This is a genomic window from Klebsiella indica, from assembly GCF_005860775.1.
In the GTDB taxonomy this organism is placed as follows: Bacteria; Pseudomonadota; Gammaproteobacteria; order Enterobacterales; family Enterobacteriaceae; genus Klebsiella; species Klebsiella indica.
In genome coordinates, this window is record NZ_VCHQ01000002.1 from 25,960 (window position 1) to 39,100 (window position 13,141).

General features: G+C 57.2%; 15 protein-coding genes. 1 reads left to right on the forward strand and 14 read right to left on the reverse strand.

Features of this window, described 5'->3' with window-relative positions:
- Nucleotides 1–5 precede the first annotated feature (5 nt).
- The 4 genes from alsC to FE839_RS01345 form a co-directional block, all read right to left on the reverse strand.
- Entirely contained in the window at nt 6–986 is a 981-nt protein-coding gene (alsC, locus tag FE839_RS01330) for a D-allose ABC transporter permease (protein ID WP_138358370.1), read from the reverse strand.
- Entirely contained in the window at nt 965–2,497 is a 1,533-nt protein-coding gene (gene alsA / locus FE839_RS01335) for a D-allose ABC transporter ATP-binding protein AlsA (protein WP_138358372.1), read from the reverse strand. The genes alsC and alsA overlap by 22 nt, the downstream gene beginning before the upstream one ends.
- 65 nt (nt 2,498–2,562) lie before the next feature.
- Nucleotides 2,563–3,498 (reverse strand): D-allose transporter substrate-binding protein, encoded by a 936-nt coding sequence (gene alsB, locus FE839_RS01340; protein WP_138358374.1) that lies wholly within the window; start codon nt 3,496–3,498, stop codon nt 2,563–2,565.
- A 176-nt stretch (nt 3,499–3,674) separates the two neighbouring features.
- Entirely contained in the window at nt 3,675–4,562 is an 888-nt protein-coding gene (locus tag FE839_RS01345) for a MurR/RpiR family transcriptional regulator (RefSeq protein ID WP_138358376.1), read from the reverse strand.
- A gap of 362 nt (nt 4,563–4,924) precedes the next feature.
- Here FE839_RS01345 and rpiB point away from each other — a divergent pair, with 362 nt between their 5' ends.
- A complete protein-coding gene (rpiB, locus tag FE839_RS01350) occupies nt 4,925–5,374 on the forward strand; it encodes a bifunctional allose-6-phosphate isomerase/ribose-5-phosphate isomerase RpiB (RefSeq protein ID WP_138358378.1) in 450 nt (149 codons plus the stop codon).
- A 126-nt stretch (nt 5,375–5,500) separates the two neighbouring features.
- On the opposite strand, the gene phnP is transcribed toward rpiB, so the two are convergent.
- From phnP to phnF, 10 genes are read right to left on the reverse strand one after another with little or no spacing between them, the layout of a single operon-like run.
- A complete protein-coding gene (gene phnP, locus FE839_RS01355) occupies nt 5,501–6,259 on the reverse strand; it encodes a phosphonate metabolism protein PhnP (RefSeq protein WP_138358380.1) in 759 nt (252 codons plus the stop codon).
- Between the two features lie 28 nt (nt 6,260–6,287).
- Nucleotides 6,288–6,851 (reverse strand): ribose 1,5-bisphosphokinase, encoded by a 564-nt coding sequence (phnN, locus tag FE839_RS01360; protein WP_138358382.1) that lies wholly within the window; start codon nt 6,849–6,851, stop codon nt 6,288–6,290.
- Complete coding sequence (phnM, locus tag FE839_RS01365) at nt 6,851–7,987, reverse strand: alpha-D-ribose 1-methylphosphonate 5-triphosphate diphosphatase (protein ID WP_138358384.1); 1,137 nt, start codon at nt 7,985–7,987, stop codon at nt 6,851–6,853. The genes phnN and phnM overlap by 1 nt, the downstream gene beginning before the upstream one ends.
- On the reverse strand, nt 7,984–8,670 hold the full coding sequence (gene phnL / locus FE839_RS01370) for a phosphonate C-P lyase system protein PhnL (protein WP_138358386.1): 687 nt from the start codon (nt 8,668–8,670) through the stop codon (nt 7,984–7,986). The genes phnM and phnL overlap by 4 nt, the downstream gene beginning before the upstream one ends.
- A gap of 42 nt (nt 8,671–8,712) precedes the next feature.
- Nucleotides 8,713–9,471, reverse strand: a complete 759-nt coding sequence (gene phnK / locus FE839_RS01375; RefSeq protein ID WP_138358388.1) for a phosphonate C-P lyase system protein PhnK — start codon at nt 9,469–9,471, stop codon at nt 8,713–8,715.
- Nucleotides 9,468–10,316, reverse strand: coding sequence for an alpha-D-ribose 1-methylphosphonate 5-phosphate C-P-lyase PhnJ (locus FE839_RS01380; protein WP_138358390.1), 849 nt, complete (start codon nt 10,314–10,316; stop codon nt 9,468–9,470). The genes phnK and FE839_RS01380 overlap by 4 nt, the downstream gene beginning before the upstream one ends.
- Nucleotides 10,309–11,373, reverse strand: coding sequence for a carbon-phosphorus lyase complex subunit (locus FE839_RS01385; RefSeq protein WP_138358392.1), 1,065 nt, complete (start codon nt 11,371–11,373; stop codon nt 10,309–10,311). The genes FE839_RS01380 and FE839_RS01385 overlap by 8 nt, the downstream gene beginning before the upstream one ends.
- Nucleotides 11,373–11,957 carry a phosphonate C-P lyase system protein PhnH gene (phnH, locus tag FE839_RS01390; protein WP_138358394.1) on the reverse strand — a complete coding sequence of 195 codons (585 nt, stop codon included), beginning with the start codon at nt 11,955–11,957 and terminating at the stop codon, nt 11,373–11,375. The genes FE839_RS01385 and phnH overlap by 1 nt, the downstream gene beginning before the upstream one ends.
- The gene (phnG, locus tag FE839_RS01395) at nt 11,954–12,406 is read right to left on the reverse strand and encodes a phosphonate C-P lyase system protein PhnG (protein ID WP_138358396.1); all 453 of its coding nucleotides are present in this window, start codon (nt 12,404–12,406) and stop codon (nt 11,954–11,956) included. Before phnG ends, phnH begins: the two co-directional genes overlap by 4 nt.
- Nucleotides 12,407–13,132: a phosphonate metabolism transcriptional regulator PhnF gene (gene phnF, locus FE839_RS01400; protein ID WP_138358398.1), complete on the reverse strand. Its 726-nt coding sequence runs from the start codon at nt 13,130–13,132 to the stop codon at nt 12,407–12,409.
- Nucleotides 13,133–13,141: the final 9 nt, after the last annotated feature.

Genomic DNA, 13,141 nt, shown 5'->3' on the forward strand with positions numbered 1-13,141 from the left:
ATTCCTTACTTACTGATAAGACGGTCGAGGGCGACAGCCGCGATGATTAATCCGCCCATCACCACCAGTTGGTAGTAGGTTTGTACTTGCAGAATATTCAGCCCATTATTGATGGTGCCGATGATCAGGCCGCCGATAACCACGGAGAAGATGCGCCCCTTACCGCCGAAGAAGCTGGTCCCGCCGATGATGGCGCTGGCGATGGCGTAGGTTTCAAAGCCCATTCCCGCCAGGGGTTCAGCCGCGCCGAGTCGTGCAGTGGAGACTACCCCCGCCAGTCCGGCGCAAATACCAGAAATAATAAACACCAGCAGCATGTGAAATTTGACGTCGATACCGGAGTAAAAGGCTGAGTTTTTGTTACCGCCCAGCGCGTAGATATTGCGGCCCACGCGCAGACGCGTGGTGAGAAACCACAGGATCACCGCGACAATCAACGAGAAGATGACCGGGACGGGGATCCCTAACGGCGTGGCGGCGAAGAAGTTGACGAAATCAAATGAGAAGCCGTATACCGAGTTGGCATCAGAGATGACCAGCGTGATACCGCGGAAAATGGCGTTGGTGCCCAGGGTAATGATAAATGGATGCAAACCGGTCCAGTTGACCAGACAACCGTTGATTGCGCCAAGCAGGCCGCCCACCAGTACGCCGCCAATCAGCGCGGCGAGGAACGGATCAACGCCCGCCAGCATCAGTTTCGCGGTAACCATCCCGGAGAGCGCGAGGATCGCCCCGACCGACAGATCGATCCCGGCGACAAGGATCGCGAAGAATTCGCCCATGCCGATCAGCACGGTGACCGAGCTCTGAACGAAGATCTGCGTAATGTTGTTGGTCGTCAGGAAGTACTCCGACGACAGGGTACCGAAAATCGCGACGATAATGGCAAGGATAAAAAAGGTGCCGTATTTATCCCAGAACAGCGCGAAGTTAAACGGTTTTTTCTCGCCCATGTCGCTTTTCACTCTTGTGGTAGTGCCCATGCCATAATCTCCTCTTCGCTCATATCGTCGCGATTGCTCAGGATCTGTGTCAGTCGCCCTTCGCAGAACACGGCAATGCGGTCGCAGACGGCGATAATTTCAGGTAATTCAGACGACACCATCAGGATGACTTTTCCGTCATCGGCCAGCTGGCGCATCACTTTATAAATTTCGGCTTTTGCGCCAACGTCGATGCCGCGCGTCGGCTCATCAAAAATAATGACGTCCGGGTTGCAGCATAACCATTTGGAAATCAGCACTTTCTGCTGATTGCCGCCGGAAAGCTCGGTAATGTTCTGATCGACGGAATGGCACTTCAGCGCCAGCAGCTTACGTTGTGCTTCCGCCGTTTTGCGCTCGTCCCCTTCGTTGAACAGCCCCATCGCCCCTTTGTAACCGCCGCGCTTCAGACTCTGGCTGACCGCCATGTTCTGGGCGATCGAGAAGTTAGCGAAAAAGCCGTTTTCCCGGCGGTTTTCGGTGATATAGGCCATACCTTTTTTTAAGGCGTCCAGCGGTGAACGGGGGGAGATCGCTTTACCGTTGAGATGGATTTCGCCGTGCGCGCGCTTATCGACGCCGAACAGGCAGTTCATCAGTTCGGTACGTCCGGAGCCGACCAGCCCGGCAAAGCCAAGAATTTCGCCGCGATTAACGCTGAAGGAGATGTCGCGCACCTTTTTCTTGTCGTGACTGGTGACATTTTTCACCTCGAACACCGTCTCGCGGGCAATATTGCCGGTGCTCTCTTTCATGGCATTGAAGCGGTTTTGCAGCTCGCGGCCCACCATCAGGCGCACGATGTCGTCGTTATTGACTTCGCTGACCATCCCGCTGCAGACGCTGCTACCGTCTTTCATCACCGTGTAGCGATCGCAGATGCGGCGAATTTCCGCCAGCTTATGCGAGATATACACGATGGCGGTGCCCTCTTTGCGCAGTTGGTTCATGATCAGGAACAGATAATCCACTTCTTTATTGGTCAGCGAGGAAGTGGGTTCATCCATAATCAGCACTTTGGCGTCGAGCATCAGCGTCTTGGCGATTTCCAGCATCTGTTTGTGGCTGATGGAGAGGTTTGCCACCTTTTCGTCTAAAGCAACCTTTAGCCCGACGCGCAGCAGCATCATTGCCGCCCGTATGCGCATTTCTTTCCAGTCGATAATATTGATGCCGCAGACTTTTTTCGTCAGATGACGACCAATATATAAATTCTCCAGCACCGTTAATTCATCAATCACGCTGAGTTCCTGATAAATAATACCGATGCCGAGTTCAGCCGCTAATTTATGGTCGAGCTTGTCATAGTTGACATTATTAATTGTAATGGTGCCTTTGGTCGGTTCATGTATTCCCGACAGCACTTTCATTAACGTTGATTTACCGGCACCATTTTCCCCTAATAACGCATGTATTTCATAAGGGTAAACTGTTAAATCAACTGATTTTAATGCGTGAACCGGACCAAAGGATTTGCCGATCCCCGCCATTGAAATATATGGCGTGAGCATAGTGATTCCTTATATTTTCACCCTCTCCCGGAACGGGAGAGGGGCGGGGTGACGCAACCTTTGAATTATTTCGTCACCAGAATAGAGTCCACCATTTTAAATTTCGGGGTTTTATCCAACGGAATAACCTTGCCGCTTTTTTCTGCATCGACCAGCATCTTGAGGCCGGTCGCGCCAATATCCGCCGGGTTCTGCGCGACAGTGGCGGTCATCTGCCCGTTTTCTACCATCTTGCGGGCTTCCGGAATGCCATCGGTGCCAACGACCAGCACTTTGCCGGTTTTACCGGCATTCGCGACGGCCTGAGCGACCCCCATCGCCATGGTGTCGTTAGCGCAGTAAATCGCTTTGATATTCGGATTACGCTGTAACACGTTGGTGGCGACGTCCAGCGCCTTGATACGGTCCCAGTCGGCAGGCTGGCTGGCCACCAGCTTGATCTGGCTCGCCTTCTTAAACGCCTCAGTCGCGCCGTTACGACGAGCTTCACCGGAGGCGTTACCGGCTTTGCCTTCGATAATGGCGACTTCTCCACCCTCCGCGCCCAGCTTATTGATGATAAATTCCGCGCCTTTTGCGCCGACCGCCACGTTATCGGTAGTGACAAACCCTTCCACATTGCCGCCGGCTTTCTTCAGGTTGTCCATATCGATTTTTTCATCGAGGTTGACCAGATAGATGCCCTTTTTCCAGGCTTTAGCCACCGGCATCACCAGGTTAACGGAGGAGAGCGGCGCAAAAGCGATACCTTTGTAATTTTTGTTGCTGAGATCTTCAAATAACTGCAGTTGCGACTGGAAATCGCCTTCCGAGGGCGAGGCAAAAATATCGACGCTAACGCCTAATGTTTTGGCTTCGTCTTCAATACCCTTTTTCATATCGACCCAAAATGGGTTGGATAATGTCTTCAATACCACGGCGTAATCGGCAGCGGCCATTGCGCTGGTGGATAACATTATGCCCATAGCCGCGCCGCTGAAAAGTTTCAGATATTTATTCATAGCAGTATTCTCAGTGTAGGGGACGCTCCTGTGGCAGGAGCTAATTATTAATACTCTAACTCATTCAAATCACGGTAAAGAGGGTAAGCGAGTTAATCCCCGGCGCCATAGAAAATCATGTGACCGGGGAGAACGTGCGTTGCCAACTCATCTGTGACCTGAAACATGACGAGTATTTACTTCAGCGCGCCTGGTGAAAAGAAATCAACAATCGCGCCCGTTTTCTGCATATTTATATTCGCTTGTTCAATGTCGAGCTGTGCGACGGAAACAAAGAACGCATCTAATAATGTCAGTTGTAATATACGTGCCGAGGCATTCCGGCCTAATAACGGCGTCTCTGGTGCTGGCGAGCAAATAATAAAGTCAGCCAATTTTGCAATCGGCGAATGATAGCTATGGGTGATACAAATAATTTTTGCACCATTTTTTTTCGCGAGTTCCACCGCCGATTTAATATCGCTGGTGCGCCCTGAGTGCGAGACCACCAGTACCACATCCCCCTCCTTCAGCAGCGATGCGGACATCATCATGATATGGGCGTCCGGGTAAGCCTGACAGCGCACGCCGATGCGTAAAAATTTATGCTGCACATCGGCGCAAATGGCGTTGGACCCTCCGGCGCCGTACAGGTCCCGCTGCCTGGCGCGGGCAAAGAATCGCGCCGCACGATGAATCTCGTCGACATTGACGATTGACTGGCCTTCCATAATGGTGCGCAGGGTGATGTTAAACACCTTATTCACGACATCCTGCGGCGCTTCATCAAAGGAGAGCTCAGCCGGGAGCACCTGCTCGGATTGCGAAAAGTAGGCTTCCAGCGCGCTGCGCAGGTTGCGAAAACCGCTAAAGCCAAGCAGTTTCGACACCTTAACGATCATGGCTTCGGATACTGACAGCGCCTCCGCGACATCTTTGATTGCCGGCGCATCGCTGAGATTGCCGGGGGTGAGCAACCATTCAACGATACGACGTTCGTTTTCGGTCATCCCTTCCTGCTTCATGCGAAGCCAGGGGGCAAGGCCGATACCGTTGGGGAGCGCACTGGATTCTGACTGACTCATCGCTTTCTCTTCGTCCATAAAATGAAGACAACACTATATCACCACAGGTGAAACAGAAAAGATACAATCGACTTCACAAAAATTATATTTTTATAAAGTAATATGTTTCGTGAAGTTTGGTGGTGTCGACATGCGTTTTTATTTTAGTAAATTATTTTTATATCAAATTGTTATGTGTTATTTGCGGGATGTCTTATGCGCGAGGTAGTATCGGTTTAAATGCTTTCAGCGCTTGATTTGTGAAATTTTGCCGTGTAGAAAGGCCCTTTCAGCAGTGTGATTGCGGTTTGTTTCGCCAGTTTTCGCCGTTTAAATCACAATGCAAACACTATCTGTAAAGTTGATAACAGGCGAGGCTGAGTATGAAACGGATTGCATTTGGCTGCGATCATGTGGGTTTTATCTTGAAAGAGGCGATCCTGGCGCATCTGCGCCAGCGCGGCATTGACGTCGTGGATAAAGGAGCATGGTCAACGGCGCGCACCGATTATCCACGTTACGCCAGCGCTGTGGCTCAGGCTGTTGCCGCGGGTGAAGTCGATGGCGGGATCCTGATTTGCGGCACCGGCGTCGGTATCTCAATCGCTGCTAATAAACATTCAGGCATTCGGGCGGTGGTTTGCAGCGAGCCTTACTCGGCGCAGCTTTCACGGCAGCATAATGATACTAATGTTCTGGCTTTTGGCGCGCGGGTGATCGGTCTGGATCTGGCAAAAATGATCGTCGATGCCTGGCTGGACGCCGAATTTGAAGGCGGACGCCATCAGGGGCGGGTCGACGCAATCGGCGCGATTGAGCAGCAACGGCACTGAGATCCCTCCGCGATGAGGTTGATTAATATGGGGCCAGTCGCGAGGGCTGGTCCTGTGCCGTATTTCTGTACCGGTTTGTTTTTCCACGTCAGCGTGGACCGTGTTGTTGATGAGGCGCGCGGCGGGTTAATCCAGCACAATCTCCATCCCATCAAACCCCGCTTCAAACCCGGCAGGCAGCACATTGTCCATCATCCATACGTCGAACTGGTGGCTGATATGGGTGAGGATCACGCGCGGGCAGCCAATCACCTGGTTAATGGCCCGAACCGTGTTCAGGTCGCAGTGATTGTGCGGCGGTTGCGGGCGCGGTTCATGGCTACAGTCGATGATGATGATCTGCGGCTGGTTGTTAAGCAGGAATTTCAGCGTTTTTTCCGGCAGGCCCGCGGTGTCGGACAGCCAGGCAACCCGGCTGTGGGCCGATTCCAGCAGATAACCGAAAGTGAGCTTTGAGTGGTTTAGCGGCAGCGGGGTGACGCGCAGCCCCTGTAGCGTAAACGTCACAAACGGTTCGACGGTGTGGCTGAAATCCAGCAGGCCCGGATGTCTGAACAGATCGTCGCAGCCCTGTTCATCGGGCGGGCCGTATACCGCAATGGGGTCGCCTGCGCCCCAGCGCAGCGGGAACAGCCCCTGAACATGATCCATATGATAATGCGTGAGCAGAAACTGCTGAAAGCTGCCGGCGGGCCAGTGCTCCATCAGATCCGGCAGTCCGGCATCCAGCAGCGTCACCGCGCTGTTGAATGTGACCACCGCGCTACAGGGGCGGCGACGGTGCGCCTCAGTGGCGCGCGCCCGGCGACAGGCGGGGCAGTCGCAGCCGAAAACCGGTACCTGCTGCGCACCGCCGGTGCCGGTTAAGCGGAGAGTCAGGCTCATACTACCTCCTCACTTCAGGACATTTTTGTCAGGCGAGCCGCTGTTCACGCCGGTTGCCGTGAACGCGAATCAAGGATACCAGCGCATCCACCGAGTGGCTCAGAGGGCCATCATTGTTGAGGATCTGGCACGCGCCCGGCGTATAACGCGCCGCCCGCGCCAGCCGCTGAGCAATCTCCGTTTGGTTCTCCCGTCCGCGCTGCTCCAGACGTTGACGCAGTATCTCCGGGGAGACCTGCAGACAGACGGGCAGCAGGACATCGGCATAGCGTGCCTGCGCCTGTGGAAGATGCGCGCGGGAGCCGTTGGCCACCACGTCAAACCCGGCGTGCAGCCACAGGTCAATTTCCACGCCGATGCCGTAATACGTGTTGTTGGCATGCCAGCTAAGGGCAAACAGGTGCTGTTCGGCGCGGGTGAAAAATTCATGTTCGCTAAGCGCGATATGATTTTCGTAGCCCGCATTGTGAGGACGGGTAATGTAGCGGTGCGCCACCAGCAGTTGCGGATGTTCCCGCTGGCGCAGCGCCGTCAGAAGGCTATCTTTACCGGAGCCGGATGGGCCGACCAGCCAAATCAGTCTCCCCGTCATCAGAAGACCCTCTTACCCTGACGCCAGACGTTATCAATATGGATATGCTCGCCGCGACGGCGCGCCAGCACCAGATCCGCGCGTTTACCTTCGGCAATTGTCCCCCGGTCGTGCAGACCTACCGCCTGCGCCGGGTTACTACTCACCAGACGAATAGCCTGCGCCAGGGTAAAGGCGTTAGCGTCGTCATCGGCAACGCGAAAAGCGGCGTCCAGCAGGCTGGCGGGGTAATAATCGGAGGAGAGGATATCCAGCAGGCCGCGGGTTGCCAGATGGTGGGCGGCGACGTTCCCGGAATGCGAGCCGCCGCGCACGATATTCGGCGCCCCCATCAGAACGCACATTCCATGCTGACGTGACGCCTCCGCGGCAGCGAGCGTGGTAGGAAATTCGGCGATGACGCTGCCAAGCTGGTGCGATTCGGCTACATGCTCAGGGGTGGCGTCGTCGTGGCTGGCCAGAGCGATATGACGCTCGCGGCAGATCGCGGCAATACTCTGCCGGTTGGGTTGCGACCAGGTTGCCGCCAGCGCCATCTGCTCCTCTTCGAATTGGTCCATTTCGGCGTGGCTCAGGTGGTATTTTCCCTGATAGTAGTCGCGGTATTTGCTGCGATCGGCGTACTGGCGCTGGCCTGGCGAGTGATCCATCAGGGAGACCAGGCTGACCGGCTCGCGGCCCACCAGTTTTTCAAACAGCGGCAGAGTGGTGTGGTGCGGCAGTTCACAACGCAGATGCAGACGGTGTTCAGCACGGTTGAGGCCGCGCTTTTGCGTCTCTTCCACGGCGTTAATCATTTTTTCCAGATTCTCCAGGCGATCGCCGCCGTCACGAACATCGCCAATAGCGACGGCATCCAGCACGGTGGTGATGCCGCTGGCAATCATCAGCGCGTCGTGGCTGCTCATCGCCGAATGGGCGGGCCAGTCCACTTTTGGTCGGGGGGAGAAAAACTTGTCCAGATTGTCGGTATGCAGCTCGATAAGCCCCGGCAGCAGCCAGCCGCCTTCGCCATCAATGGCCGCCGCCAGCCGACTCTGGCTTGCGGCGAAGGTATAAATGTTGCCGTCCCGCACTTCCAGCGAGCCATTAACCACCTCATTTTCGAGGACCAGCTTTACATTATTGATAATCATGCTGATATTCCCATCGGATGCAGGCGGTCAGCGACCTGATTGCGTACCGCTTCGTCATGAAAAATACCGACGATAGCCGCGCCGCGCGCTTTGGCTTCGTGAATCAGTTCCACCACCGCGGCGCTGTTTTTCGCGTCCAGCGAGGCGGTAGGTTCGTCGAGGAGCAAAATGGGGTAATCAACCGCAAAGCCGCGGGCGATATTGACGCGCTGCTGCTCGCCGCCGGAAAAGGTGGAAGGCGCCAGGCGCCACAGGCGCTCAGGGACGTTCAGGCGCGCCAGTAGACGGGCGGCTTTTGCGGCGCTCTCGTCGCGGGAAATGCCCAGTTCGAGCAGCGGCTGAATCACCACGTCGAGGGCGGAAATGCGCGGGATCACCCGCAGGAACTGGCTGACCCAGCCGATAGTGGTTTTACGTACTTCCAGTACCTTACGCGCCGAAGCGCTGACCAGGTCCACCCATTCGTCGCCGTGGCGGATATGGATGTGGCCGCTATCGGGCAGGTAGTTGGCGTAAAGCGATCGCAGCAGGGTTGATTTTCCGCTGCCGGAGTGGCCGTGCAGCACCACGCATTCCCCGGCGTTAACGGTTAACGAGGCGTCGGTGAGGACCGGCAGACGCACGCCGTGCTGCTGGTGCAGAACAAAGGTTTTATGGATGTTTTCAACGCGGATGGCGTTCATTTTTTGCCTCTTCGATATTCGTGTGGCCGATTGCCCCGGGGGTTAATTCTGCAATACCGACGACACCAGCAGTTGGGTGTAAGGGTGGTGCGGATCATCCAGCACCCGGTCAGTTAAACCACTTTCCACCACCTCGCCCTGCTTCATCACCAGCAGACGGTTAGCCAGCAGGCGGGCGACGCCGAGATCGTGGGTCACGATCACCACCGCCAGGTTCAGCTCCACCACCAGGCCGCGCAGCAGGTCGAGCAGGCGCGCCTGCACCGAAACGTCCAGCCCGCCGGTCGGCTCATCCATAAATATCAGCTTTGGCCGGGTCACCAGATTGCGGGCGATTTGCAGGCGCTGCTGCATTCCGCCGGAAAAGGTGGTGGGCAGGTCGTCAATGCGTGAAGGCGGGATCTCCACCTCCTGCAGCCACTGCGCCGCCGTGGCGCGAATATTGCCGTAGTGCCGGGCGCCGGTGGCCATCAGGCGTTCGCCGATATTGCCTCCCGCCGACACCTGGCGACGCAGGCCGTCCAGCGGATGCTGATGCACCACGCCCCATTCGGTGCGCAACAGGCGACGGCGATCCGCTTCGCTCATCGCGTACAGTGAGCGGTTCTGATACAGAACTTCGCCCCGTTGCGGCGTCAGGCGGGCGGAAATGGCCTGCAGCAGAGTGGTTTTCCCGGAGCCGGATTCGCCGACGATACCGAGGACTTCGCCTGGCCACAGTTCAAACGACACATCGCTGAAGCCTTTTCCCGGCGCATAGAGGTGGGTCAGGCGATTGACCGCCAGTAACGGATGACTCATTTTTTCTGCGCCTCGCTCTGTTGACGGCAATAATCGGTATCGGAGCAGACAAACATTCGCTTGCCGCTGTCGTCGAGCACCACTTCATCAAGATAGCTGTGGCGCGATCCGCAGATGGCGCAGGGCTCGTCCCACTTCTGAACGGTAAACGGATGATCGTCGAAATCAAGGCTCTCTACCGGTGTATAGGGCGGCACCGCGTAGATACGCTTTTCGCGTCCGGCGCCAAACAGCTGTAGCGCGGGCATCATATGCATCTTCGGATTATCGAATTTTGGAATCGGCGACGGGTCCATCACGTAGCGGCCGTTCACCTTCACCGGGTAGGCGTAAGTTGTCGCGATATGGCCGAAACGGGCGATATCTTCGTACAGTTTCACCTGCATCACGCCATACTCCTCCAGCGCGTGCATGGTGCGGGTTTCGGTTTCGCGCGGCTCGATAAAGCGCAGCGGCTCCGGGATCGGCACCTGGAAGATCAGGATCTGATCTTCGCTCAGCGGCGTTTCCGGGATCCGGTGGCGGGTCTGGATCAGCGTCGCCTCTTCGGTGCGCTCGGTGGTGGCGACACCGGTAACACGCCGGAAGAACTGGCGAATCGACACCGCGTTGGTGGTGTCGTCCGCGCCCTGGTCGATCACTTTCAGCACATCGTCCTCGCCAATCACGCTGGCGGTGAGCTGAATGCCGCCGGTGCCCCAGCCGTAGGGCATCGGCATCTCGCGACCGCCGAACGGTACCTGATAGCCGGGGATTGCCACCGCTTTCAGAAGGGCGCGGCGGATCATGCGTTTGGTTTGCTCATCAAGATAAGCAAAGTTATAGCCGGTCAGCGCGTTAGCCACGTTGATTCTCCCGTTGCAGACGTTTGAGCAGCGCCAGTTCGGCCTGGAAATCGACATAGTGAGGGAGTTTGAGATGCGAAACGAAACCGGCCGCCTCGACGTTATCGGCATGAGCCAGCACAAACTCTTCATCCTGCGCGGGCCCCGCCGCTTCTTCACCGTAATCCGGCGCCTGTAGCGCGCGGTCTACCAGCGCCATTGCCATTGCTTTGCGCTCGCTCATGCCGAACGTCAGGCCGTAACCGCGGGTAAAGTGCGGCGGCTCATCCGGAGGGGCGACAAAGCCGTTGACCATTTCGCATTCGGTCATCAGCAGTTCGCCGATATTGACGGTGAATCCCAGCTCTTCGGGGGTAATTTGCACCGTGATGTAGCCGCTGCGAATTTCACCGGCAAACGGGTGATTACGCCCGTAGCCGCGCTGGGTGGAGTAGGCCAGCGCCAGCAGATAACCTTCGTCGCCGCGCACCAGTTGCTGTAAACGCGAAGAGCGTGAACAGGGGTAGACCGGCGGATGACGGGTAATGTCGTCGGGGCGGGCAGCGGTATCCTGCTCCGCTTTCGCCAGTTCCTGTCGGGTCAGCAGATGAAAAACATGTGGGGTGGCTTGTTGCGGCGCGTCGTCGGTGGCCAGCACGGGCGATTCACCGTTGGCCAGCAGGGTAAAATCGAGCAGGCGATGGGTATAGTCGTAGGTCGGGCCGAGCATCTGGCCACCGGGAATATCTTTGTAGACCGCTGAGATACGACGTTCAAGGCGCATACTGGCGGTGTCGATCGGTTCGCTCACCGCCAGCCTTTGCAGGGTGGTGCGGTAAGCGCGCAGCAGAAAAATGGCTTCGACGTTATCGCCGCTGGCCTGTTTCAGCGCCAGCGCCGCCAGCTCCCGGTCGGCGATACCGCCTTCAGTCATTACCCGGTCGACCGCCAGATTTAGCTGCTGGCTAATCTGTTCAACGCTGATTTCGGCAAGCCGCCTGTCACCACGGCGTTTATGTTCTTGCAGGGCGTGAGCGGCGGCGATCGCCTTCTCGCCGCCTTTGACGGCTACGTACATTAGCAGACCTCCACATGGGTGGTGCGCGGGATAGCCAGCAGGCGTTCTCCGCAGGTCAGGATCAGGTCGATGCCCAGCGGAAACGGGTGCGGGCGTTCGGTTAATTCCTCAATAATGCATTCCGGCAGATGCGGGGCGATCATCCGTTCTTCGGCGATCCCGGCCCCGGTCAGGCGCAGCATGCGGCCGCCGCTGAGGCTGGTGAGCTGAACAATCAGCGTGACGCTGGTTTCCGGGGCGACGACAGTACCGGCAGAAAGTACGTTCAGTTGTTCGCTGCTGATACTGTCATCGGCGATGGCGAATGTTGCCCGTTGCGGCTGCTCAACCAGCGGCGCGCCGGTATGAAAGCGCAGATTCTGAGCGACGAGATCGTTATGTAGCGCCGGGGCGAGCCAGAGCGGCGTATCGTGATCCGCCAGGGTCAGCAGCAGGCTGGTGGAAGCGATGTTCAGCGGCTGCCAGCCGTGCTGGAGCTGCTGCAGGGAGACGATCACGCCCGGTTCACTCATCGCTTTCAGCAGACGGCGAAAACTGTGTTGGGCATCCTGCACCGGCAGGGCAAAGGCGGTTTGTAATGTCATGCGTTATCTCCGCGAACCAGAGTAAAGAAGTCGACCCGACTGGCGTTGACTTCGGCGCGTCGGGCTTCAATGCGCGCGCTACGTTGTGCTTCCAGCGGGGTTATCAGGGTTTCCATCAGGGTGTGAAAATGGTGTGGCGACTGCATCAGGGCATCAATGACCGCGCAGCGCTCGGCGTGCGGGCGGTCACGGCCCAGAACCCAGCTATAGCCGGTGGTTCCGTCGGCCAGGCGAATGGCCGCGCGGGTTAAGGTAGCATCACCGGCAAAGAAGCGGTCGCCGGTGCCGCCCATGCGCGCCTGTAGCTGGACCAGGCCGGTTTCCGGGGCGCGAAGTACCTCATACTGCGGCGCGAGATTCAGGGTCTGCATCCGCGCCTCAAGTTCTGGTGGTTCACTGTGGGCCAGCACGGACATCCAGCGCTGGCGAGTGGCGGTATCAAAGTGCATTCAGTGCTCCATGGTGAATTCGATCATGTCGGCGCGGGTCAGGCTGACGGAGTATTCCGTCGCGTTCTGTGCACCCTGGCGATGATTCAGCGTGCGCACGCACAGCAGCGGCGCCAGATTGGGTATGCCGAGAATGTTGCTCTCTTTGGCCTGCGCGCGGCGGGCGCTGATTTTGGTGCGTACGCGGGTCAGTTCGATATCAAGCTGGTCGCGCAGCAAGTCATGGAGAGAACCGTGGGTAAAGGTTTGCAGCACCGGCCATAAATTCAGGTCGGCAAAGTAGTGGTCTATCAGGCACAGCGCGACGCCGTTCACACGGCGCAGGGTGCGCAGGTGAATAACGTCATCGCCTTCGTTAATGGCAAAGGCTTCGGCAATATGGCTGCTGGCCGGGCGCAGGACCGACAGCAGTTTCTCGCTGGTGGGATGGCTCCCCTGTTCGAGCAGATTCTGGCTGAAGCGCGCCTGGGCATTGAGCGGGTAATCAATCGGCCGCATCAGCACCAGTACGCCGACGCCGTGACGGCGCTGGACCCAGCCGCGCTCGACGAGCTGGTCGATAGCCCGGCGCAGAGTATGGCGGTTAACCGCAAAGCGGGTCGCCAGCTGCTGTTCGGCGGGAAGATAGTCGCCGCAGCGGTAGTGGTGGCGAAGCTCTTGCTCAAGTTTGGCGGCAATTTCCTGGTATCGGGTTGGATAGCTGGTCGGATGTCTGGATAAGTACATGTCAGTCAA

What these genes read in the sequence shown, in the direction of transcription:
- phnN (WP_138358382.1), bottom strand. Translation starts at nt 6,851, where the DNA reads ATGACGGGGAGACTGATTTGGCTGGTCGGCCCATCCGGCTCCGGTAAA.
- FE839_RS01385 (WP_138358392.1), bottom strand. Translation starts at nt 11,373, where the DNA reads ATGTACGTAGCCGTCAAAGGCGGCGAGAAGGCGATCGCCGCCGCTCAC.
- phnF (WP_138358398.1), bottom strand. Translation starts at nt 13,132, where the DNA reads ATGTACTTATCCAGACATCCGACCAGCTATCCAACCCGATACCAGGAA.
- phnH (WP_138358394.1), bottom strand. Translation starts at nt 11,957, where the DNA reads ATGACATTACAAACCGCCTTTGCCCTGCCGGTGCAGGATGCCCAACAC.
- phnM (WP_138358384.1), bottom strand. Translation starts at nt 7,987, where the DNA reads ATGATTATCAATAATGTAAAGCTGGTCCTCGAAAATGAGGTGGTTAAT.
- alsA (WP_138358372.1), bottom strand. Translation starts at nt 2,497, where the DNA reads ATGCTCACGCCATATATTTCAATGGCGGGGATCGGCAAATCCTTTGGT.
- rpiB (WP_138358378.1), top strand. Translation starts at nt 4,925, where the DNA reads ATGAAACGGATTGCATTTGGCTGCGATCATGTGGGTTTTATCTTGAAA.
- alsB (WP_138358374.1), bottom strand. Translation starts at nt 3,498, where the DNA reads ATGAATAAATATCTGAAACTTTTCAGCGGCGCGGCTATGGGCATAATG.
- alsC (WP_138358370.1), bottom strand. Translation starts at nt 986, where the DNA reads ATGGGCACTACCACAAGAGTGAAAAGCGACATGGGCGAGAAAAAACCG.
- phnL (WP_138358386.1), bottom strand. Translation starts at nt 8,670, where the DNA reads ATGAACGCCATCCGCGTTGAAAACATCCATAAAACCTTTGTTCTGCAC.
- phnP (WP_138358380.1), bottom strand. Translation starts at nt 6,259, where the DNA reads ATGAGCCTGACTCTCCGCTTAACCGGCACCGGCGGTGCGCAGCAGGTA.
- phnK (WP_138358388.1), bottom strand. Translation starts at nt 9,471, where the DNA reads ATGAGTCATCCGTTACTGGCGGTCAATCGCCTGACCCACCTCTATGCG.
- FE839_RS01345 (WP_138358376.1), bottom strand. Translation starts at nt 4,562, where the DNA reads ATGAGTCAGTCAGAATCCAGTGCGCTCCCCAACGGTATCGGCCTTGCC.
- phnG (WP_138358396.1), bottom strand. Translation starts at nt 12,406, where the DNA reads ATGCACTTTGATACCGCCACTCGCCAGCGCTGGATGTCCGTGCTGGCC.